The sequence below is a fragment of the Lacipirellulaceae bacterium genome, from assembly GCA_040218535.1.
GTDB lineage: Bacteria > Planctomycetota > Planctomycetia > Pirellulales > Lacipirellulaceae > Adhaeretor.
This window is the reverse complement of record JAVJRG010000012.1, coordinates 440,625-462,051: the sequence shown is the minus strand read 5'-3', so window position 1 is coordinate 462,051 and position 21,427 is coordinate 440,625. Positions and strand designations below refer to the sequence as shown.

At 55.1% G+C, this 21,427-nt stretch carries 18 protein-coding genes and 1 pseudogene; 14 read left to right on the top strand and 5 right to left on the bottom strand.

All coding sequences use genetic code 11. The features are described from left to right. The first annotated feature begins 10 nt into the window (after positions 1-10). The 7 genes and pseudogenes from RIB44_15885 (at position 11) to RIB44_15855 (ending at position 6,535) form a co-directional block, all read left to right on the top strand. Positions 11-1,705, top strand: coding sequence for a hypothetical protein (locus RIB44_15885; protein MEQ8618055.1), 1,695 nt, complete (start codon positions 11-13; stop codon positions 1,703-1,705). A gap of 496 nt (positions 1,706-2,201) precedes the next feature. Further along, complete coding sequence (locus RIB44_15880) at positions 2,202-2,402, top strand: cold shock domain-containing protein (protein ID MEQ8618054.1); 201 nt, start codon at positions 2,202-2,204, stop codon at positions 2,400-2,402. Between the two features lie 309 nt (positions 2,403-2,711). Further along, positions 2,712-3,308, top strand: a complete 597-nt coding sequence (locus RIB44_15875) for a sigma-70 family RNA polymerase sigma factor (GenBank protein ID MEQ8618053.1) — start codon at positions 2,712-2,714, stop codon at positions 3,306-3,308. Positions 3,309-3,448: 140 nt separating this feature from the next. Further along, positions 3,449-3,535 (top strand): annotated as a pseudogene (locus RIB44_15870) (zf-HC2 domain-containing protein). 78 nt (positions 3,536-3,613) lie between these two features. After that, entirely contained in the window at positions 3,614-5,104 is a 1,491-nt protein-coding gene (locus RIB44_15865; GenBank protein ID MEQ8618052.1) for a hypothetical protein, read from the top strand. Positions 5,105-5,182: 78 nt separating this feature from the next. Then, the gene (locus tag RIB44_15860; protein MEQ8618051.1) at positions 5,183-5,392 is read left to right on the top strand and encodes a CDGSH iron-sulfur domain-containing protein; all 210 of its coding nucleotides are present in this window, start codon (positions 5,183-5,185) and stop codon (positions 5,390-5,392) included. A gap of 294 nt (positions 5,393-5,686) precedes the next feature. After that, complete coding sequence (locus tag RIB44_15855) at positions 5,687-6,535, top strand: hypothetical protein (GenBank protein MEQ8618050.1); 849 nt, start codon at positions 5,687-5,689, stop codon at positions 6,533-6,535. A gap of 128 nt (positions 6,536-6,663) precedes the next feature. Here RIB44_15855 and RIB44_15850 read toward each other — a convergent pair whose 3' ends face one another. After that, positions 6,664-7,143: a hypothetical protein gene (locus RIB44_15850; GenBank protein ID MEQ8618049.1), complete on the bottom strand. Its 480-nt coding sequence runs from the start codon at positions 7,141-7,143 to the stop codon at positions 6,664-6,666. Positions 7,144-7,577: 434 nt separating this feature from the next. Here RIB44_15850 and RIB44_15845 point away from each other — a divergent pair, with 434 nt between their 5' ends. Then, complete coding sequence (locus RIB44_15845) at positions 7,578-7,823, top strand: hypothetical protein (GenBank protein MEQ8618048.1); 246 nt, start codon at positions 7,578-7,580, stop codon at positions 7,821-7,823. Between the two features lie 86 nt (positions 7,824-7,909). Here the strand turns inward: RIB44_15845 and hemE are convergent, their stop codons facing one another. After that, a complete protein-coding gene (hemE, locus tag RIB44_15840) occupies positions 7,910-9,820 on the bottom strand; it encodes a uroporphyrinogen decarboxylase (protein MEQ8618047.1) in 1,911 nt (636 codons plus the stop codon). Between the two features lie 1,062 nt (positions 9,821-10,882). Between hemE and folK the strand changes: the two genes are divergently transcribed. From folK to RIB44_15820, 4 genes are all read left to right on the top strand, one after another. Beyond that, the gene (gene folK, locus RIB44_15835) at positions 10,883-11,605 is read left to right on the top strand and encodes a 2-amino-4-hydroxy-6-hydroxymethyldihydropteridine diphosphokinase (protein MEQ8618046.1); all 723 of its coding nucleotides are present in this window, start codon (positions 10,883-10,885) and stop codon (positions 11,603-11,605) included. Between the two features lie 72 nt (positions 11,606-11,677). Beyond that, positions 11,678-12,538: a pantoate--beta-alanine ligase gene (gene panC, locus RIB44_15830; GenBank protein ID MEQ8618045.1), complete on the top strand. Its 861-nt coding sequence runs from the start codon at positions 11,678-11,680 to the stop codon at positions 12,536-12,538. 96 nt (positions 12,539-12,634) lie between these two features. Further along, a complete protein-coding gene (locus RIB44_15825; protein ID MEQ8618044.1) occupies positions 12,635-13,909 on the top strand; it encodes a prolipoprotein diacylglyceryl transferase in 1,275 nt (424 codons plus the stop codon). Between the two features lie 162 nt (positions 13,910-14,071). Beyond that, a complete protein-coding gene (locus tag RIB44_15820) occupies positions 14,072-15,211 on the top strand; it encodes a PDZ domain-containing protein (GenBank protein ID MEQ8618043.1) in 1,140 nt (379 codons plus the stop codon). A gap of 239 nt (positions 15,212-15,450) precedes the next feature. Here RIB44_15820 and RIB44_15815 read toward each other — a convergent pair whose 3' ends face one another. The 3 genes from RIB44_15815 to RIB44_15805 all read right to left on the bottom strand — a co-directional run bounded on the left by RIB44_15815 (position 15,451) and on the right by RIB44_15805 (position 18,486). Beyond that, positions 15,451-15,930, bottom strand: a complete 480-nt coding sequence (locus RIB44_15815) for a transposase (GenBank protein ID MEQ8618042.1) — start codon at positions 15,928-15,930, stop codon at positions 15,451-15,453. Positions 15,931-16,083: 153 nt separating this feature from the next. Then, positions 16,084-16,851, bottom strand: a complete 768-nt coding sequence (locus tag RIB44_15810; GenBank protein MEQ8618041.1) for a TIM barrel protein — start codon at positions 16,849-16,851, stop codon at positions 16,084-16,086. A gap of 165 nt (positions 16,852-17,016) precedes the next feature. Further along, positions 17,017-18,486: a Gfo/Idh/MocA family oxidoreductase gene (locus RIB44_15805; protein MEQ8618040.1), complete on the bottom strand. Its 1,470-nt coding sequence runs from the start codon at positions 18,484-18,486 to the stop codon at positions 17,017-17,019. Positions 18,487-18,672: 186 nt separating this feature from the next. Between RIB44_15805 and sppA the strand changes: the two genes are divergently transcribed. Together sppA and RIB44_15795 are read left to right on the top strand one after the other, a co-directional pair. Continuing rightward, positions 18,673-19,779 (top strand): signal peptide peptidase SppA, encoded by a 1,107-nt coding sequence (sppA, locus tag RIB44_15800; GenBank protein ID MEQ8618039.1) that lies wholly within the window; start codon positions 18,673-18,675, stop codon positions 19,777-19,779. A gap of 122 nt (positions 19,780-19,901) precedes the next feature. Next, positions 19,902-21,371, top strand: a complete 1,470-nt coding sequence (locus RIB44_15795; GenBank protein ID MEQ8618038.1) for a right-handed parallel beta-helix repeat-containing protein — start codon at positions 19,902-19,904, stop codon at positions 21,369-21,371. The last annotated feature ends 56 nt before the right edge of the window (positions 21,372-21,427 follow it).

Below are 21,427 nucleotides of genomic sequence, written 5' to 3'. Positions count from 1 at the left end.
AGTTAAGTTGATGAAGTACAAAGTTTTTGCGATAGTTGCGTGTCTATTTTTATTGACGAGCAATGTTCCGTTTGCCTCAGCGCACTTCCCCTGGCTCGATGTCGATAGGCAGGGCAAGGCGTTGCTGTTCTTTGGCGAGAACCCCACCGAGCGAGACTACAAACTGCCCGACGCGGTACGCAAGGCGGAGGTTGTCTCGATTGGGGCTGAGAAACCCGTGGCGGTCGCGATGCCGGCTGTGGAGGAGGAAGGCTTTATTGGACGGCGTTCTGAGAAGCCGGTGAAGGCCCAGAGCACGCTGACCACGAGCCTGACCTATGGCAACTATCACGGCACTCTGCTGAAGTACTACTGTTACTACTATGGCGTGACGCCGAGTGAACCCCCAAAGGCCAAGGTGAAAGACGGTGCCGCCAAGCAACGTGCTAAGGGGTTGGTCGTGATTCCCAGTGCTAGCGAGCGTGGCCTTTGCCTGACGATTCACTACCAAGGAAAGCCGGTCGAGGGCTTTGAAGCGACGCTTATGCTCGGAGAAGCCGATCCGCGGAAAGCAAAAAGCGATCGCGATGGCGAAGCGTGGTTTCCACCGTTGTTGTCGGATCCCTCTTCACCTACGAAGCTCGCAGCGATTGTGGGCCACACCGTTGAAAAGGATGGAGAGGTTGATGGCAAGCCCTACAAGAACGAGTCGCACTACGCGACAGTCACTTTTACCGTCTTAGGAAAAGGTAAATCCGAAGTGGCCAACAAAGAATCCTCCGCCGAAGAAGACGAGAAAACTTCTTCCTTCCTCCCACCATTAAGCACGCCCGTGGCGAGCTTTGGAGGAGCGGTCGCCGGTGACTATCTTTATGTGGATAGCGGACACACGGGCAAAGCGCACGATCATTCCAAGGATAATCTCTCGCCCAACTTCCAACGGATTCGGCTCGCAGAGAATGCCGAGTGGGAGTCGCTCCCCGCTGGGCAACCGCTGCAAGGTTTTCCCTTGGTAGCGCATGGCGGCAAGCTGTACCGCGTTGGCGGCTTGAATGCTAAGAACGCGGCAGGAGAGGATGAAGATCTGCACTCCGTCGCGACGTTCGCATGTTACGATCCGGCAGCGAAGGCGTGGAGCGAGTTAGCACCACTGCCAGTGCCACGCTCTTCGCACGATGCCGTGGTGATTGGCGACAAGATTTATGTCGTGGGCGGCTGGCAACTTGAGGGCGATAGCGATGGCACTTGGCAAGACGAGGTGTTGGCTTTTGATCTGACCCGCCCAGGCAGTACTTGGGAGGTGGTCACAAAGACCCCGTTTCGCCGTCGTGCGTTGGCAGCCGCACACTTGGGTGGAAAGCTGGTCGTCCTTGGCGGAATGACCGAAGATCGCGAGATCACTTGCGCAGTGGATGTTTTCGATCCAGCTACCGGCGAGTGGAGCAAGCTCCCAGAATTTCCCGGCGAGGAAGACAGCATGGACGGTTTTGGGATTTCCGCTTGGAACTGTGACGGAAAGGTTTACGCGAGTAGTTTCGGGGGGACCATTCATGGTTTAGCCGCAAGCGGTTGGGAGAAAGTGGCAGAACTCGACACGCCACGCTCCTTCCATCGCATTCTACCGGGGCCCCAACTCCCAGAAACTAAGCAAAGCCTGCTGGTCGTCGCGGGAGCCTCTGCAGAGGGGCACTTGGGGGATATCGAGTTGGTGGAACTTGAGAACTAAAGAAGTATTTTAGGGCCGAGGAGCGCCGGCTCTTGGGTTGTTGTTTGAAGAGAGTATCACCCGAGAGCTAACGCAACTCGGCTCTTGGGGTTCTCGTGAGCTTTGTTAAGAAAACTTCTTTGTTAAATCGCCTTGTTTCCTAGTGAATTTGTCCTGCTAGCACTCTTTTCGCAGGTTTTAGTTGCTTTTGGACGCGGGGTCCCGTAGACTACTGCCAGCCGCGAATGTGTTGCGGCGAGCAGCGAGTACGAGTGAGTGAGAGAGTTGAGAGTTAGGCTACCACCTTCTTGGATGTTCTTTCCGTCACGCCGCATTCTGCGTTGCCGTGGTCTTTTCCGTTGGGAGTAATGCCGCCAAAGGTATTTTCCGCTGGAAGTGACAACAGGCCGCCAGATGCTGCCCACTGCTCCTTATTTTTGTTGGGTGGATTGATTCTCCTACGCGGAGACGTTTCACCCCGGCCACGTGTCCGGTTACACGCATGCGGAGTGCAGAAATGCCAGAAGGTAGAATTAAGAAGCTGATCACAGACAAGGGTTTTGGTTTCATCGAGGGCGATCGTGACGATCTGTTCTTCCATCACTCGGAAGTTCAAGGCACCACAATCGAAGATCTCGCAGAAGGTCAAACCGTGACTTACGAAATCGGTCAAGGCAAGAAAGGCCCCTGTGCCGTTTCGGTTGCCCCAGCCGGCTGAGTTTATTCATCGGCTGAGTTTGCTGATGAGCTAGTTTGCTGATCGGCAGCACGCGATCAAACGAATGTCCGCAAGTCTCTTGGCTTGCGGGCATTTTTTGTAACCCTATCACTCCGTGATAGGAATCGCGTCACACTTTTTCGGGAACTGCTTATCCCACCGCGGAGCGGTAGGGCTACTCTTTGTCACGCCCTTGTAACGAGCGATTTGACGCTTTTGTCTAGTCGCACAAGAATGTTTTCTGTGCGTACCACTTACAGCGGAACTTTTCTTTTCTTCGTCGCGTCTACCTCTTAGCCTGAGAAGCGTGTGACCCACAAGCCGCCTACCGACGACTCGACGATTGTTGCCGCGGTAAGGGCTGGGGATACCCAGGCCTACGGCGAATTGGTCAAAAAGTACCAGGATCGGCTGTTCAATACGTTATTGCGAATCGCCGGTTCGCGAGAAGACGCGGCCGACTTGGTCCAGGACGCCTTCGTGCAGGCTTTTGTGAAGCTCGACGCCTTTCGAGGTGACTCGCAGTTCTACACTTGGTTGTACCGTGTGGCGATGAACTTAGCGCTCTCGCACCGCCGGAAAGAGAAGAATCGTGGAGGGCCCATGCTGAGCGTTGAGCAGACACGTGAAGCCGTCGGGGAAGAGCCCGTAGACAATCATCGCAGCGTGCAAGAGGAAGTTCTCTCTGCCGAGCAGACCGAGCAAGTTCACGCCGCGATTGGTGAGCTAGGGGACGAGCATCGGCAGATTCTGGTACTACGAGAGCTGGAAGCCTGCAGCTACGAACAAATTGCCGAGATTCTTTCCATGCCGATCGGAACCGTGCGGAGCCGCTTGTTTCGGGCGCGGCTACAATTGAAGGAGAAGCTGAGTAGCCTGATGGGAGAGACGGTTCCAAGTAATTAGAAAGTATCGTAAATCATCTAGCCCGCGAGCTACGCCTCGCACGGCGCGTTGGTGAAGAACTCTGAGGCGCCGTGCGAGGCGTAGCTCGCGAGCTAAGGTAGGTTTTTTGCATCAAATTTCCTCATAACGAATATTGAAAACTGAACACTGATAACTCTACGCCCGACGATGAACTTCTCAGCGCCTATCTTGATGGCGAGCTGGCTGAGGAGGAGCGCGCTTTCGTCGAGCAACGCCTAGAGAACGATCCGGCTGCAAAGAAAATACTGCAAGAATTGGGCGGTGTTTCAGCGAAAGTCAAAGCTTTGCCTAAGGAGTCACTTGGCAAAGACTTAAAGCAACAGGTTCTTGAGCAGATCCAGAAGCAACCCTCAGCGATCTTGACTGAGCATGATGCCCACCCAGAAACACTTCCAGAAACTACGGCTGCCCAACGCCGCGGTTTGATTTGGGCGGGCTTAGCAATCGCTGCCGCGCTGATGCTGATGTTCCTCGCCAATCCCGACCGTGACGGCCGCGATCCAATCGCCGCAGCTGACGAAAAGGCGAATTCGGAAAAAAATACTGAGAACGTCGCTGAAGCAGATGGCCAAGCTGCGCCGAGCTTTTCAGGAATCGAATCGGAATCGTCAGAGTCTCTTGCAGCAAGCGAGGGAAGCGAAGAGTTCGGACTCGTTGAGGCGCCCGCTGAACCTGCAGGCTTACGAGTTGGAGAAGTCACCGACGGAATCGGCAGTGTCGCACGATCACGTGCAATGCCTGCAGAGAGTTTGGCAGAAGTCCCGAGTGACGAAGAAGTCGGACGAGATCACTACCTAGAAGAGAAGGAATTTGATCGATCCTCGGACCAACGTGCGCAGGTGGCAGCGGCGGCTTCTACTTCGCAACCACCAACAGTCGATGCCTACACAAGTGGAAAGAAAGACCGAGGTGGCAATCCCGCCGTTGAGAGTTCCCAATCTTACGAGATTCTCTATGAAGGAAACCCTGAGGATGCCCTCGTGCGTTTCGAGCAGTTGCTTGGTCAGCAGGGTGTCGTTTTGCGTCAGGCTTCCTCAGACAGAAGCCACAGGTCGGAGGTGGAGTTTTTTGCGAATGAGAGCGGTCGCCAGGTTGAGCTTGACTCCTGGAACGACTCTCAAAGTAGGCGTGAACTGAAGTCGCCCCGATTGAGCAAAACGACTGGAGCCGCCCAAAACGAGCCTGCCGAAGAATCGCTTTCGGAATTGTCCGACGTCGAGCAAGGTGATTCGGGTGAGGCTCTGGTGGCTGATGAGAGCAAACTCACAGACGGCGATGCTATGCTGGTAGAAGCAACCCCTGAGCAAGTCGACCGTGTGTTATCGGCTTGGCAGAAGGTCAGCGATTTGCGCCTTAAGCAGAAGTTCTCTCGCAGCCGCTCATACGGAGCTCAAGACTATGGCGATCAAGCCGGCGGCGAGTTCGGAGGCGGGGGCGGAGGATACGGCGGTCGTGACGCTGATGATTCGCTCTATGCGGCTCCAGCCAAACAGAAAGAGCGGTCTTCGGAAAAGAGAATCGATCGTAACGAGAAAAGCACCCCGGCTGGCTCCGCCGCTGACCAAGAGCAAACTTCTTGGGCGATGCGAATCGCTGTGAAATCAAGTCCTGCCCGTAATGAGGGCGGACAGGCTCGCTCTCGAGTTCCTGCTGCGGAGTCTGAAAAAGCAGAGAAAGTGGAGGGCACTGAGAAAGGCGAGGATGCGAAGCGAGACCGAAACGAAAACGAGCGGATTCGCGTGCTCTTTTACTTCCGCCCTGCGCAAGGGAAGTAAAACGGGACCTTGGCGGCTGTCATTCGTCGCGCTACACTGAGAAGTTCGTTTCCAAACGCCACCAAGGAGTTCCGACGCATGGCCGACGTAAAGATTACCACCCGCCCCAATGGCCCTCTCCTCGTTGAGGGGCCTTTTACTCTGCTTGATTCTCAAGGGAAAGAGTTCACGTTGGACGAAAGCAAGCCCGCCTATGCGCTTTGCCGTTGCGGCGCCTCTCAGAACTTGCCGTTCTGTGATGGCTCGCACAAAACGTGTGGGTTTGAGGCCGACCAGCCTGCCCGTTGATCGACAACTGTAGGGAACGCCCTCTGTGGCGTTCCCCACAGCGAAACGTATCGACAGGTTTTCCCCGGTTGGCAACTTCTGCCTAATCAGGGAAACGACCGACAGAAACTTCGGAAACTAAGGCACGTAGCGGTTTTGCCGCGCGTGCCTTGTTTCGTTTCACAGTTTCTCAATAGATGCTGTTGTCAGTAGGTGTTCCTGGGGAGTGCTAGCATGATAGAATCCGCGGCCCGCATGTGACTTCTTCCGTGCGGTTGACGGACGACTCTCTTCGCAAGGAGCACGAAACGCACGATGGCTCAGACGGATACGACAAACCGAATTACCACTTCTGAGATTATTTCTCCTGAATCAACCGAATCGAGCCAGCCCTTCATTGGCAAGTGGAATGAGTTGGTCAGTACCACCAACTGGGAGAAGGGACAGATTATCAGCGAGTGGCGCGACGCTCTCGTTGCTGCAGGAGCCGCTGCGAGTGAGTATTCTGACGAGGCCTGGGCGCAGCTCGTCGGTGGGGTGACGAGCCAGCATGTTGGCAGGCTGCGACGTGTTTATCAGCAGTTTGGCGAGACCGCCGATCAATACCCTGGGCTTTACTGGAGCCACTTTCAAGCTGCCCTTGATTGGGACGATGCGGAGATGTGGCTTGAAGGGGCGATCCAGAATGACTGGTCGATTTCCCAAATGCGAGGCAAGCGTTGGGAAACCGTTGGCAAGCCGGGCGAAGCGTTGCCTGAAGAGCCTGCGGCCGAATTGGAAGGATCGCTGGAGGATGGGCGAGGATTACGTGAGGAGCAGGCAGCAATCGCGCCAGAGTCGACCGAAGTGCAAGCTCCTGACACCGCTTCAAACCGGTCCGCTGAAGCGGAACGGCCAGGAGAAGCCGGGCACGATGCAATCGAAGAGCCTTCCGACCTTGAAGAAACCGATTCCTTGGAGGAAGCGCCCAGTGTCAGCAAGACCAAGCGTGAGCGCTTGCCTGTGGAAGTCGACGAGCTTCCTGACGACATGGCGGAAGCGTTTGAGCAGTTCAAGCTGGCAATCATCAGCCAACGCCGCAGCAATTTCAGCGAAATCAGTTGCGAAGCGATTGTGGAGTGCCTCGACGCGCTAAAGCAACTGGCCGAAGCGCCTTTGGACTGATAGTCCGTAGCAATCGAAGGCAGCCGCAGAATAACAGGCTGCCGGGAATTTCTAAGTGTGGTTAGTGCTGAGAAGACTCTCCGGCGAGCTGTTAGCTCGCGGCTGCCTTGCCTTTTCGTGGCTTTACCTCAGCTCGCGGCAAACTCTTCCGCATAGTCAAGTGTCCACAGTTCCACCAGCTCGCGAAACGTATCCAGATCCGCTTCGGCGAGCTTTTGGAAATGGTTTCGCGTGAAGTTTTCCTTGTTGCGGATCGCTCCTTTGGCTACCAAGTCGATGACGTGGTACTTGTTGAAGGGGCTGATCGTCAGTTCGAGTCGGCTGAAGAGATTCTCTCGCTTGCCACGGTTCAACGAAAGATCGTCCCGGTGAATCGCTGCTCCCCAGCCTTTGTCACTGACGACGGTCTCGAAGGTAAACCCTGGAAAGTTCTCTGCTAGCTGCTTCATGCAGCTTTCGATGTGGTCATTCAACTCCAGCCGGTAGCTTGAGTGAAGACGCTGACATTCCGCCTCGCTGAGAGCTTTGGCGGCAGCCTCTTGCTGGCGTGCCTCGCGTGCTTGCTCACCACGCTCAGCAGCCTTCTGTAGCCGTTGTTTGAAGTCCATTGTGTGAAGTGGGAAGGCGGAAGGTGGAGGGCGGAAAGTTAACGAGGCTTCACAGTTGGGGATTGGCCGGCATATTCATGAAGGAACATCGTGCAAGCATTGCTATCACTGGTTGAACCTGGGTAGTTTTCTCATGCCTTGGCAACCAAGCGTCTTCACAAACATCCTATGCGAAGCCTTCACAATTCGGCAACCGCTCCCTTCGCTAGCATGGGCGTTAGCATGCTAGCAGTTGCGACTGGGTTATTCCTTATTTTTTATCCAGAAGAACCAAAGCTTCGCCAACCACCCTGCCGATTCCTTGGGTAGGGAGGCGCTGTGTCGTGACCCATTGGCAGGAAGGATTTCTGCGAGGGCCACTTTCGATTCACAACGCTAACGTTCGCGGTGCAGGAAGCGCTCCGGGCGTGAAACTGGGAAGGAACCCAACTAACATGTCGGCACCCCACCTAAAAATCTTCCGCGGCCCTGAAGAGTCGGCCGCTCCGAGGCTCACGAAGAACACCGAGGGCCAGGCCCAGGTGACCGCTTCGATGGCCAAGTTGCTACCGATGTTAGCCGATGCTTTCAACAGCAAGCGAACTTGGCTTGAGGACTTCGAAGACGACGACGTCACGATTTCCGCCGACCTCTACGAAGTGCTGTTGGCTTATCAGTTTTACAGCCGGCCGTCTGCGTAACTATTATTAGCATAGCCAGACGGCTAAGCGACAAGTCGCGGTTTTAGCAACATAACGAGCCCACGGTGCGAGCCGTGGGTTTTTCTTTATCTCGCACTCAATTCCTGCACCATCTTCACCAACCGCTGTGCGTTCTCCACCGACGTTTCTTTGAGCACGCCGTGTCCGAGATTGAAGATGTGGCCGGGGCGATTCTCTGCGGCGGCTAGGATTGCTTGCACGCGCTGGCGGGTTGTTTCTTCGTCGCCGAGCAGGGTTAGTGGGTCGAGGTTGCCTTGCACGGCACGGTCGTGGCCGACGAGTTTCCAAGCATCAGCAAGGTCGATGCGCCAGTCGATGCCGATCACGTCACCCCCTGCTTCGGCTTGTAAGGGTAGCAGTGCGGGGTTGCCGGTGCCGAAATGGATGATTGGGGTGCCGAGGGTGATCCCTTCAATAATCGATTTCACGTGGGGTAAGACATACTGACGGTAGTCGTCCGGGCCGAGGCAGCCGACCCAGCTATCAAAGAGTTGCACGGCTTGGGCACCGGCTTCGATTTGAGCGTTCAGGTAGCGAGTGATCGAACGTGATAGCCGAGCCAATAACTCATCCCAAGCGGTTTGGTCCGTGTACATCAGTTTCTTGGTGTGTAGAAACGAACGGCTGGAGCCTCCTTCGATGGCGTAACTGGCGAGCGTGAAGGGCAAGCCAGAGAAACCGATCAGCGGTAGATCCTCGGGCAAGTCGGCCCTGGTTTGCGAAACGGTATCGAACACGAAGTCAAGCGAATCGAGGTTTTCGAGTTCTTTGACGCGATCGAGATCGCCCGCCATGCGCACCGGGTTATGGATCTGCGGACCGTCGCCAGGGGTGAACTCTAGGTCGAAGCCCATTGGCTCGAGGATCGGCAGCAGATCGCTGAAGATAATGGCCGCGTCGACGCCGAGTTTCTCGACCGCCGTGCACATCACCTCGCTACAGAGTTTGGGGTTCTTGCAGAGTTCCAGAAATGTTGTCTGAGCGCGGACTTCACGATACTCCGCCATGTAGCGGCCCGCTTGACGCATGAGCCAGACTGGCGTGTACGGCACGGGCTCGCGACGGCACGCTTTCATGAAGGGGCTGTCATACCAAGCGGGAACGTCCTCCGCTTGCGGCTTAGCTGCTAAGTGAGCAGAGCGATTTTTCTTGCCGATCAGCGTCGCCGACTCCTGGGCGCTTTCGGAGATCAAATGCCCGAGCTTGGGATGCGAAGGCTCGAAGTCCACAGGTAACTGGTGGTCTCGGAGGACTTCACTGGTCGTTGGTCCAATGGAAGCGACCACCGTTTTCTGAAAAGCGTGACGGACGTCGGTTTCCAAGTCCAACTGCTGAGCCACTTTCAAGAGATGAACAACTTGTTGACCGGAAGTAAACATCGCCAGGTCGACGTCGCCTTGCGCCAAACGCTGCACGTTCTGTTTAAGAGGACCGAGGTCTTCGGGTAACTCCCAGTTGTAGATCTTCACCGCTTCGACGGTAGCTCCTCGCGCTTCCAGCCCTGCCGTGAGACTGATGTTGGGCACACCATACTCTTGTACCGCGACCCGCAAGTTCGTGACTGGGAGGACTTGGTCGAGTGTCTCCAGAATCTCTCGCCAGGTGTTTGGTTCGGGGACGACGATGGATGGCGAGATGCCAAGCTCGCGCAACGCTGCAAGCGGTTTTGGGCCGCGGACGACGGTTTGGATATCTTCTAAAGCGTTGATGAGTCGCTCGCGATCAACACGCTTCTCGACACGCTCGATAAACTGCCGAGTCCCGACACCGGTAAGCAAAATCATCACGTCGACTTGGCCGGTGATTAGCCGATGGGCGAAATCGACCAACGGCTCATTTTCTTCAACAGGAGTTTCACGCATCGAAGGACTGACAAAAGCTCGTCCTTCGAGGCGCTCGATCATGCGCAGTGTGTCTTCAGCTCGGCGACTCTCGAAAGCGGCGATCGTGCGATGTTGAAACGTGGGATTCGACATGGTCGGTGTCAAAGAGGACTGGTCGTTTGCCACAGAAGATCATGGCAAAAGGCGTTGCTGTGTTTGGCTTGTTTCATGCTAGCTGTCGTTGGTAGCGAAGGGAAGCGACTCAAGTAGGGTCAAAGAATTAGGGGACCATTCGAATTGAGAAACGAGACTCGCAGCAAGGCAGTCGCAACGAATTGGGGCTAAAGTTTCATCAACTCTTTGACAAGCACTCTCAAAATAGTTTTCTTGAAAAAGTAAGAAAAACCATTTCGATTTTTTTGTTGCAACTAGCTCTCTAGTATGCTTGACAGAACCGCGTAGATCATAAGAATGGCGAACAGTTGAGTTGCAGAGATTCGAACTGTTCGCAGTTTAGGTCACTCCTATTCGCGAGCTGCAACAGTCGAAATTCTAACTTCACAGGCGGTGAGTTACGATTTTTTTGGACAATGCGCTGATGTGGTCTTTTCGGGCCCAACGGTGGGCTCTTCAGGTTGTCCAGGAGAATCGTAGCTGCTCGGAAGCTGATTCCTGTTTGTCAGGTGGTTTTCGGCAGCAGCCATTTGTGAAGTAGCACGCTAAGGGAATAGCGGCGTGTGCCATCGAGAAGTTTTCGTGAGTTCTGGTGCGCAGTTTGGGAATTACCCCACCATCGCATCGGTTTCTCACAGAGCAACTTGAAAGTGCCACGTCATCTTCTGTTTCTCAAGAGCGCAGGCCATTCAGCGACAGTCATCTATGGGCAGCAATGATTCTCTGGCGAGTACCTCGCAGGCAATGTTGCTCCCGTGATGAGACTGTCGAATAGTGATTCGATTTTCCTACATTAGTATCCAAGGGGCGACGACTGATTGGACTCCGACGTTCGGCAATGTTTCCCTCGCAAGAGCGACATTCGCGGCATGGCGGTCCCCCGGCTTTTTGATTTCCCGGAGAAGTCCACTAGCATCTTCGGAAATCGTTTGTGAATGGATTCGCTTGGAGGGGTCAAGGACATGAAGTCCGAGACCCCTCTATTTTTTTCGCGAACTTGAAGTCGCAGGATTCTAGAACGTTTGACTCACCAGCGAACCTATGGCAAATGCTCTTATTGCTCTAGGTGGGAACCTCGGCGAAAACCGAAAAACGCTTGCGGCTGCTTTTGTTGCCCTTTCACGAATTAGTAGTACCAGCCTCATCCGGCGCAGCCAGCTGGTTGTGACAACTCCTATTGGAGGTCCCCCGGGACAAGGTGATTTTCTGAATGCAGCCGCTCTGCTTCGCACCGAACTAAGCGCGGAAGCACTGTTGGAGGAACTGCACGCGATTGAAGCTGGTGCAAACCGCGTACGTGTTGTGCGTTGGCAGGCAAGAACGCTTGATCTCGACCTCTTGCTCTACGACCAAGAGGAGTTCGCTGCGAATGATCTCGTGGTGCCGCATCCTCGGATGTCGTTTCGTCGATTTGTGCTTCAACCTGCAGTGGAGATTGCCCCGTCGTTCTTGCACACAACGAGCGGCTGGACTTTGGAGGCTCTGCTCCGGCACTTGGACACAGCCGAGAATGTGATTGCCGTAGGAGGCGAGAACAGTGCTCAAGTCACGCCGATTTACAAGGCTTTGAAGGATCGCTTCCCTCATCTGAAGTTTGCCTACGATCCGGAGCAGCCACGGGCGAAGCTGGTGATTTGGATTGGCGAGAATCCTCCTAAAGAGGTCTTGGCCGGTCCGACGGCTGTCCTGCCAACGCCGACAGACCGCGAGGAGCAAGAGGCGGTACTCCACGAGGCGATCGCCGCGATTGAGGCAACTAAGTAGCGCTCTCGCGGAGCGAGCGACCTAGTTTCTGGCCCTTGTCGATGAGTGATTCGGGGCGGTACGGTGGTGAGGATGGAAATTCTGCATCATGCCAATGCTATCCGCCAGGTCGTCAGCGCGGCCAAGATCTCTGGTCGGCGAGTTGGTCTTGTTCCCACGATGGGCGCACTGCACGAGGGACACCTCAGCCTCGTTGATGCGGCCTTGGCCGAATGCGACCAAGTTGCGGTGAGTATCTTCGTCAATCCGACCCAGTTCGGCCCCAAGGAAGATCTTCGCAAGTACCCCCGTCCGCTCGATGCCGACATCCAGTTGCTTGAAGATCGCGGCTGCGATTGGGTCTTCACGCCCTCATCGGAAGAGATTTACCCCGACGGTTTCGCGACGACACTCTCTGTCGCTGGTGTTGCCCAACCGTTCGAAGGGGCCGCCCGTCCTGGACACTTCGACGGCGTCGCAACCGTGGTCCTCAAGCTCATGAATATCGTCCCCGCACAGTCGGTTTACTTCGGCGAGAAAGATTACCAGCAATCGCTGGTCATCAGACAATTGGTGCGCGATTTGAATCTGGATCTCAAGCTGCGAGTTTGCCCGATTATTCGTGAGCCCGATGGCCTGGCGATGAGTTCCCGCAATTTCTACTTGAGTCCCCCGGAGCGAGAGCAAGCACTTGCCCTTTCGAAGTCGCTGGAAGCAGCCGTTGTTGCCTACGATCAAGGGGAACGAGATGTTGAAGTGATTAGCAGAAAGATCGAGCAGATTCTCGACGACGCAGGGGTGAAAACCGAGTACGCTACGCTTGTTTCCGAAGGAACGGTCGACCCGGTGAAGACAATCAGCGGCCCGACGCGGGCATTGGTAGCAGCGCGTGTCGGTCAGACGAGGTTAATTGACAATCGGCTGTTGGCTGCCAGGTCGAATGGGCCAGCTTGAGAAGCTCAGCTTGCAGACGGCGTCGAGTTTCAGTACGAATCAAGCACATTCCAACCAAGCCGATAGCTGACAGCCAATAGCTGACAGCTTGATGACATGTACTCAGAACTTCTCCGCATTCCGATCGAAGTCGGTGGCGTGCCTATCTTTGGATTTGGCTTGCTCCTGGCCCTTTGGCTGGGTGTCGGCGGCTACTCGGTCTATAAAAGTGGCGGTGCGGGTGATGCGTGGATGACACTTGCCCTTGGCGTGGTGGCGATTCTCGTCTTGCCGAAACTATTTCCCGGCGGACTGCCGATTCGCAGTTACGGCCTCATGATGCTCCTCGGCTGTCTGTCAGGTTTGTGGCTTGCCGTGGTGCGTGGAGGACGCGCTGGGGTTAGCGCAGAGACCATCTTCGGGCTCGCGATGCATATGTTTGTTGCAGGCATCGTCGGTGCGCGACTTTTCTATGTGATTGAGTACTGGGACTCGCGAATCAAACAGGCGACGCTCGGCGAGACGATCAAGGCGGCATTCAGTTTTACTGAAGGGGGATTAGTCGTTTATGGTTCGCTGATTGGCGCAACGGCAGCGTTCTTGTATTTCACACGCAAACACAAACTCCCGTCACTCGCACTCGCCGACCTGATCGCGCCAAGTTTGTTGATCGGCCTGGCGTTTGGCCGTGTCGGGTGTTTGCTAAATGGATGCTGCTATGGCGGCGTGACTGATTCAGCTTGCGGGATTACTTTCCCGCAAGAGAGTTCGCCCGGGAAACTGAGCGGACCCTACGCGGAGCAACTAGGGCAGGGCCGTTTTCATGGACTACGCTATTCACTAAATCCGGAATCATATGGCTTGCAGATCGCCAGTGTCGAACCGGATTCACCGGCGGCGAAACAGAGACTAACTGCCGAGCAACGTATCCAGGCGATCAACGGCTACGAGGTGCAGACGGTCGCCGATGCCGAGCGGCTGACCGCACTGTCCTTCATCGAAGGGAAGTCACTTGAAATCGTCGATGAGAGTGGGGCACGCTATCGAATAAGGCCAGAGGTGCCACCGCGGAGTCTGCCGGTCCAACCAACGCAGATCTATAGTGCCGTGAATGCCGCTCTGCTTTGCTGGCTGCTGTGGAGTTTCTATCCGTGGCGGAAGAGTGACGGACAGGTGGTGGCACTGATGCTAACGGTCTACCCCGTGGCCCGTTTTCTGCTCGAGGTCATCCGCGTGGATGAGTCTCCGGTGTTTGGCACGGGGTTGAGCATTTCCCAGAATCTCAGCGTGATTATTCTGCTCGGGGCTACCCTCCTGTGGGTATTTACCCTAAGAGGAGGAGCCCAGAAAATCTCGTTGCTGGGCTCGAACCAAGTCGTCGGAAATGCGTAAATAACTCCATATCTAGACGTTTTTAGCTCAATCAACGACTCTTGAAGAAAAAGATACGGGTTGTACTGCTCCTCGATCGAGAGCGACGAGTCGACATTGGGCTTGGTGCTATTGCTACACTACGGCAGAATCTATCGATGAAAGGGATAGGAGTTTAGCGAGATGAGATCAAACGCTTTCAAGTCATTGGCATTTCGCAGCGGTGCCGTCACCGTCGCCTTCTTTGGTCTTGCCACGTTACTGGTGGCTTTGCCTTCGGTGAGTGGACAGCAAGTTGATCAAGACCAGGTCGAAGTAAGCGACGAAGTTTCACAGGAAGAAGGGGGTTCGAAGGAGACGGCAACCGAGCTGGACGGGCCGATTGTCCCCATTAACCCTGTTGACGATAGCACTCGCGAAGTCCCTAAGCTTGAGAACAGAGTAGTTCCAGCCAAGGCATTTTGGATTGGCATTCAAGGTCGGACAGTGCAGAGCCCGGTGCTTCGCACACATTTACAGCTCGCCGACGACCTCGGTGTTGTGATCGAGCAGGTCGTCCCTGAGAGTCCTGCCGACAAGGCGGGACTTCGCCAGCATGATGTCATCATCGCGGCTGCAGGCGAACCGTTGCAAGATATGCGAGCACTCCAGAAACTCGTCTTAGCTGACGAAGGAAAGCCGATCGAGTTGAAGATTCTGAGGCTAGCCAAAGAGAAGACGGTCACGGTTAAGCCTGCTGAGCGACCCGCAGATCTGTCAGTCAACAACGCTATTCCGAATCGCCAAGGTATCTTCGGGGGAAACCCAGATGCTGCCCGTCTGATGCAGAAAATGCTGCAAGGACGGGGGCTCCCGCAGGCTCGAATATTTCAAGATGATGGCAACTGGCAAGCCGCGATTCCAGGTGGCGTCTCGATTCAGATGCAACGCCAGAACGGAGAGCTTCCGAAGATTACCGTGAAACGAGGAGACGAAACCTGGGAGATCGTTGGCGATGATGCCAAGGCGTTGGAAAAGCTGCCCGAAGATTTGCGCGATACGGTCAGCAAGCTGCTCCAAGGAAATAACCTAGCTCAATTCAATGGCGGATTTGGCGGTGGTGGAGTCTTTGGTGACCGATTGCCCGGTGAACGAGACCTCTTCGGTGGCGGTTTCGATATTGAGGAAGAGCTAAGAAACCTACTCCCGGAGCGACGACCCCGCCAAAGAATGCAAGACGCCAATCCGGAGCGTGATGCACGCGAGAAACATATTTTGGATCGCATGCGAGAGCTCGAAAAGCGTCTCGAAGCGATGCAACAACAGATGGACAAGCCTGAGTAATTGGCTCACGAATGTTGGCTCACGAATAACGGCAGCCACGAATAAGGGCAGCCACGAATAAGGGCATAATCACTAGCGAGGTTACATTAGCTCAAGTAGAGCATGAAAACAATTGGAAACCCTCCCTCAGCCCTCGCGTTCGTTACACGTTGGCTGACACGACGGCCGCGGTGCCCCCTCTAGCCGCGGCCGTTGTTGTTTCTATAGTCAGACAGCCCCGGTGCTACGCACCGCCGGAATTAGCGGTTTGTTCGATCTTCCAACCATTGAACCCCTCGATGCTTCGGTAAATAGACCCCTACCAAGTACTCGTAGTGTTCAAGGTCTTTCACCGGTTGCTTGCTTGCGCCTTTGGAAAGCCACTGCCGCTGTTGGAACTGCTGGTTCAGATAGCGTGACAAGGCACTTTTCAATGACCGGCTCATGCTTGTTGCAGATCGTTCGCTTTTCCAACTTATCAGAATGTGGACGTGTGTTGTTTCCGTCACGACCGCATGACAACGAGCATCAAGGTGGCGACAAGCTCCACGCGCCGCTTCGATCAGTGAAGTCTGAATAAGCGAATCAAAGTATGCCGTTGGAGAGATTTGATTCTGCCGATAGGCTCTGGCCATCTCCTCGTCTGATGGCTTCACTCCTTCTTTCCTGTGAACGTAGCCTTGAGTGCGATCCGGCATCCAACTACCGTGGGCGTGGTAGGTGAAAAGATAGCAGGGCATGTTACTCTTGAAGGAGTACTTTTTGTGAAGGGCGAGGACCGGCGGTGCGTAGCACCGCGGCTATGGGGTGATCATAGCCAGCCGCTCATGCGGATGCGAAGCTTGTTAGCATTTCTCACGCGAACGCACAATCGCCCAAAGAGCGTAGCTTCTTTAAAGCAAGCTTTCGAGCAGCAGACGCATTTTTCGCATCTCGGCTTTATGGTCGAGATCCTCTAGCGGCGGCATGTGCACCGAGAGGGCCCCCTTGTACTTGGCTGCTTCGAGTTGGCTGATGAGTTTGCCGTAGTCGAGTTCACCTTGGCCCACCCGGACGTGGTACTTACTGGTGGTCGAGTCCCGAACGTGCACGTGATAGGTGTAAGGAACAATCTTCGCGAAATCCTTTCCTTGCCAAGGACCTGCGATGTAGCAACTCGGGTCGAGACAGACCCCTAGCCCTTTAACGTTGTCGCAGAGCACCGCGGCTGTGTCGGGATCTTCGCTCATGCAGCCAAGCGAAGTTTTCATGGCAACCAGAACGCCCTCGAGCGAGGCAATTTTTACCAGCTCGCGTAGTCGATCGATCTCTTCGTTGAAGGGCGTCCCCTGTTCAGCAGCCGGTACGACAATGGGAACGATTCGTAAAGCCTTGGCCAGCTTACAAAGTGCGGTGAACTGCTCGTAGTAAGCGTCGCTGCCGGGGGCCGCCTCTGAGCCTTCCGTATCAAAACTGAGTGCCGAAATATTCAGCCGTTTCGTATCGCGAAACGCCTCGACAGCCTCTTCGAGATTCGCGGCAATGCCGCCGGGGGCAGCCCAACTGACGCCGCTAGCGTGGACCGGCAATTCGATGGCTGTATATTCCAGGTCTACCAGGGCTCCTGCTACCTCATCCTTAGGTAGGTCAGGAAAGCATTCCATCGACGCGCAGACAATCACGGTAGGGTCACTCCTTTTATGGGTTTATCAGCTCCTGCGGGGATACGCAGAGGGCGAATCTCTTGGCTGGACGGCTTAATTTACCGCGTAAGGTAGGGAAGGGGCAATGGCGCGCGGAGCGAGCCAAACGAACACGCTCAGCTAAAGGAATACAAGTTTCACCCGCTAGACATTCTCAGACGTAGGTATCTCGAATCCCGGATTATTAGCGTCCTTGAGCAGGCTATTTGCTGTTTCAGCGTGGTCGCCGACGAAACGCTCAGTCTGTCCGTCGAATTCGAGCCACGGGCCGAGACGGTAAGACGTCCCATCCTGCGGGAGACCCGCTTCGCCTTGCATCATCGTGTGGAGCTTCAGGAAGTGTTCTGAAGGTTCGTGGTTGTCACCAAACTTGCCAGATTTGGCACTGAAGGGGACCGTCTCGCCCAAGCGGTAGCTGTTATTCATGAGGTGACCGACGACACACCCGTAGTGGGCATCGTGGACGTCGCCATTGACCATGCTGGGATCGCCCGCCCGTACAGCCTTGATGAAACTACCCCAGGGACCGCCGGGGGTGACGACACCTGGAGGTAGCGGCAGGTCTTCGGCAGTCGTGCTGCCTGGTCGATAAATCTTGTACTTCCCTTCACCAACGATCCGGCTGCCATCTTCCAGATAGTATTCGTTGTACACCTGGGTCTTATAGTTCTTGTGCTTCATGTTCCGCACGTTGAACATCAGGTACTGTCCGTTGGGGTATTCGGCAACGGAGAACATCGTGTTGGGCGTTTCACCCTGATCGTCCCAGCCAAAGCGTCCGCCGATGGCCATCGCTCTTGTGGGGTGAGTTTGGTCAGGGTCGATTGCCCAGCGGGCGACGTCGAGCTGATGTGTGCCCTGGTTGTTCAATTCACCGTTGCCTGTTTTCCAGAACCAGTGCCAGTTGTAGTGCACAAGGTTCCCGTGATAGTCGTCAAGCACCGAAGGCCCCTTCCAAAGATTCCAGTCGAGATTCTCGGGAGGTGTCGTGGGAGATTTGTGGTCAATCCCATCACGCGGCTTGCATGCGTAGCCGTAGGCGATCTTCAGGCGGGGTAGCTTGCCCGAGTGCAGCGCTTCATGCAGTCCAGCGATACCTGCATTGCTTCGTCGCTGAGTGCCGTGCTGAATCACGACGCCATACTTCTTTTGTGCGGCAACCGCGACACGGCCTTCAGCGATGTCGTGACTCATTGGCTTTTCAACATAGACATGCTTGCCATGTTGAGCGGCCCAGATGGTCATCAAGGAATGCCAGTGATTGGGCGTCGCGATCGAGACGGCATCGATGGACTCGTCGTTGAGCACTTCGCGAATGTCCGCCACGCCTTTGGGCTTCATCCGGCCATCGGATTTTCTGTCAACGCGCTGTTGAGCTCTGGCCAAAACTTTCGAATCGGGATCGACGAGGTAGGCGATCTCAACATTCTGCTGGCTGAGCCAGCCGTCCATGTGAGCGTTGCCCCGGCTATTAAGTCCAGCGATGGCGATTCGAACGCGGTCATTCGCACCCTCAACCTGACCGGAGGCACGCGTCCCCGTCAGAAGAAGAGAGGCTCCAGCAGCGGTACTAGTTTGCAAGAACTTACGTCGGGAAGTGGTGGGAATAGCCATGATGACATGCCAGGGATAAGGGGTATGGGCGAGAACGCTATGGCTCTAATTTACAGCCATCCCACGAGGAATCCAAATCCCGTTAGAACTCATGACGCGATTCAAGGGATGAGGTGCCCGTTTCTTTCAGACCGACTCACCGATAGAATGCGTTATTCAGCACTTTCCGTCCTATTTGAGTCCGCTATGACCACTTCCGACGATCCTCGCGAATTGCCGCCTAGCCAACCTTCGGCTGCTACGAAGCCTGCTCCACAGGTAATCCTTCAACAGCAGCAACCGACCGCTCTGGGCAAGTACGGTAAGTTTCTGCTCATTGCCCTCGGCTTTTGCATCATGGGGCTCATCGGCCAGAGCGCGATGTATCAGAGTTACTTCAGCCCACCCAATGGACCGCAGGAGAAGTATCACTCGCTTAATGCTAAAGCGAACAAAAAAATTGCCATCATCAAGGCGACTGGCACGATCATGGAGGGAGACAATTTCGTTAAGCAGCAGATCGATCGGGTGCGTAAGGATGACAGCGTCGTGGCAGTTGTGCTGCGGATCGATTCGCCTGGAGGGACGGTCACGGGGAGTGACTATCTCTATCATCACCTTGTCGAGCTTGCCGAGGATCGCGATCTGCCGATCGTCGTCAGCATGGGAAGCATCTGCGCGAGCGGCGGCTACTACATGGCCATGGCGGTCGGTGAGACACCAGATACCATTTTTGCTGAGCCGACCACTTGGACGGGTTCGATTGGCGTCGTGATTCCGCACTACGACTTCTCCGGATTGCTAACCGCTTGGGATGTGAAGGACGACTCGGTCGCCAGCCACAAGTACAAACTCATGGGCAGTCCCACACGTAATTTGTCTGACGAAGAACGAGCAGAAGAGCGAGAACTGCTGCAAACGCTGGTCGATCTGAGCTTCAAACGCTTCAAGCAGATTGTCGTCTCAGGGCGTCCCGAGTTTGAGAACAACGACGAGCAACTCGACAAGGTGGCCACGGGGCAGATCTTTACAGCCCAACAGGCGCTTGAGAACGGATTGGTCGACAAGATTGGTTTCATCGATGGGGCGATTGAGCGCGCGGCGGAGCTGGCAAACGTCACCAAGAGCAACGTTCGCGCCGTGAAATACGATGAGCCGCCCGTCGGGCTGAATGCATTGCTCGGTGCCGAAGGTCAACGTCTTCGCAATCAATCAAGCGGCGGGGTGGATGTCGCTACTCTCTTGGACCTTACGGCACCACGGGCTTATTACCTGTGCACTTGGCTGCCGTCGATCCTCTCTGCGGGGAGGTAGGTCTTGGCCACGGATGACACGGATCAACACGGATGCAACTTACGGTAGGGTGCGTGGAGCCCGGCGCAACGCACCATGAGAGGCATTGCCGAGTTTAGGGTCGAGCTTGAAGAGAGCGAAAAATGATCAATCGATCAACTTGCTGGCTCCTTTCGCTGCTCGTCGCATCCGTTTTCGTCACATACGTACTGGCGGCAGATCTTGCAGGGCCTGATAGGGATTCTTTGCTTGTCAGCGCCGATGGGAGCGGCGACTATCCTGACCTGCAAGCTGCCATCGATGCCGCCAAGTCGGGCGATGTCATTCAGCTTGGCCCTGGCGTCTACGAGACGAGTGTGGCCATTAACAAACCAATCACGCTCCGGGGTGCTGGTTGGGACAAGACACGCATCGAGGGGCGATACTTTCAACCCTTTGATTTGGAAGCGGCCCCCGAGGATATTCGTGAGGAGATGGCCGAGTATCATCGCCGAGCCAACGCCGCTGAAGGTGAAGAGTACGAAGCCATCTTGCGTGAAATGGTTGAGAAGCTTGGCCCGAAGCCAACCCTGACGATGAAGCATTCTCGCGGCGTTGTGGTACGGGGCTTGTCAATTTCATTGCCTGGCCCTGTAAAGAAGGGGGGACTGATGAGTGTCCCAGCGGTCCTGTTGGCCGATGTCCAGGCGAAGTTTACCAACGTGGCTGTCCTTGACTCAGCGGGCGATGGGGTCAAGTTGACGACAGGGGCGGAAGTGGAGTTCGAGCATTGCTTGTTCGCCAGCATTCGGGGCACAGGCTTGGAAATCCGTGAACCGCGAGACGAGCGTGCTGCGGCCTATCACGGATCGAAGCGAAATGAAGTTGGCCCTGTTAGGGTTCGTGATTGCGACTTCCGAACCTTTGGCTATAGCGGCATCCTTGTCGGCAAAGGAGCAGCGGACGTGTCGATTAAGCGGTGCCGGATCTCGCAGGCTTGCTATCACGGCATCTTCCATAGGGATTCATCACCGACGATCGAAGATTGCCTGATCTTCAATAATCGCCGTAGCGGAATCTATCTCCGTGATAAGACCGCGGCAACTATCCGCAATAATGTCTTTATCGACAATGGAATTGGTGCTCACGAAGAGGCGTCCGACACGATCGAGCAGAATACTTTCTACGGTGGTGCCAGGGAGCCGTTTCGGAGTGGAGTAATACTAGCTCCCGATACGAGGGCTCAACTCCGCAGAAACATTTTTCAAGAGACGGATACCGGTCTCAGTAGCTACCAAAAACCGGAGCAATCTCAGAGCGTTGAAGAGATTCGTTCGTCATTGGCTCTGACGGGGAATCTTTTTTGGAATAATCAGCAAAACTTTACGATTGCGCCGTATGAGAAAAAGAGCGGCAATGAAAAGAAGGCCGTCCAGCTGGCGCTGCCACCAAGCAATGAGGAGCTCAACCCTGGGCTTGTTGACCCTGCGGCAGGCAACTTTTTGCCAATAGAGGGTTCAGTCGCTGAGCGAATGAAGGCCGGCGCCCGTCCTGTGATTGAATTGAAAAGCCCTTGGGCCGAGCAACCCGCGGAGAAGAAACTGTTGGAAACGCTCGGCGAGTCATTCGATTAGAATGAAGTGCTCGTTAACCTCTGCTTTCAGCCACCCTTCCCGTGTTTCACTCTTGT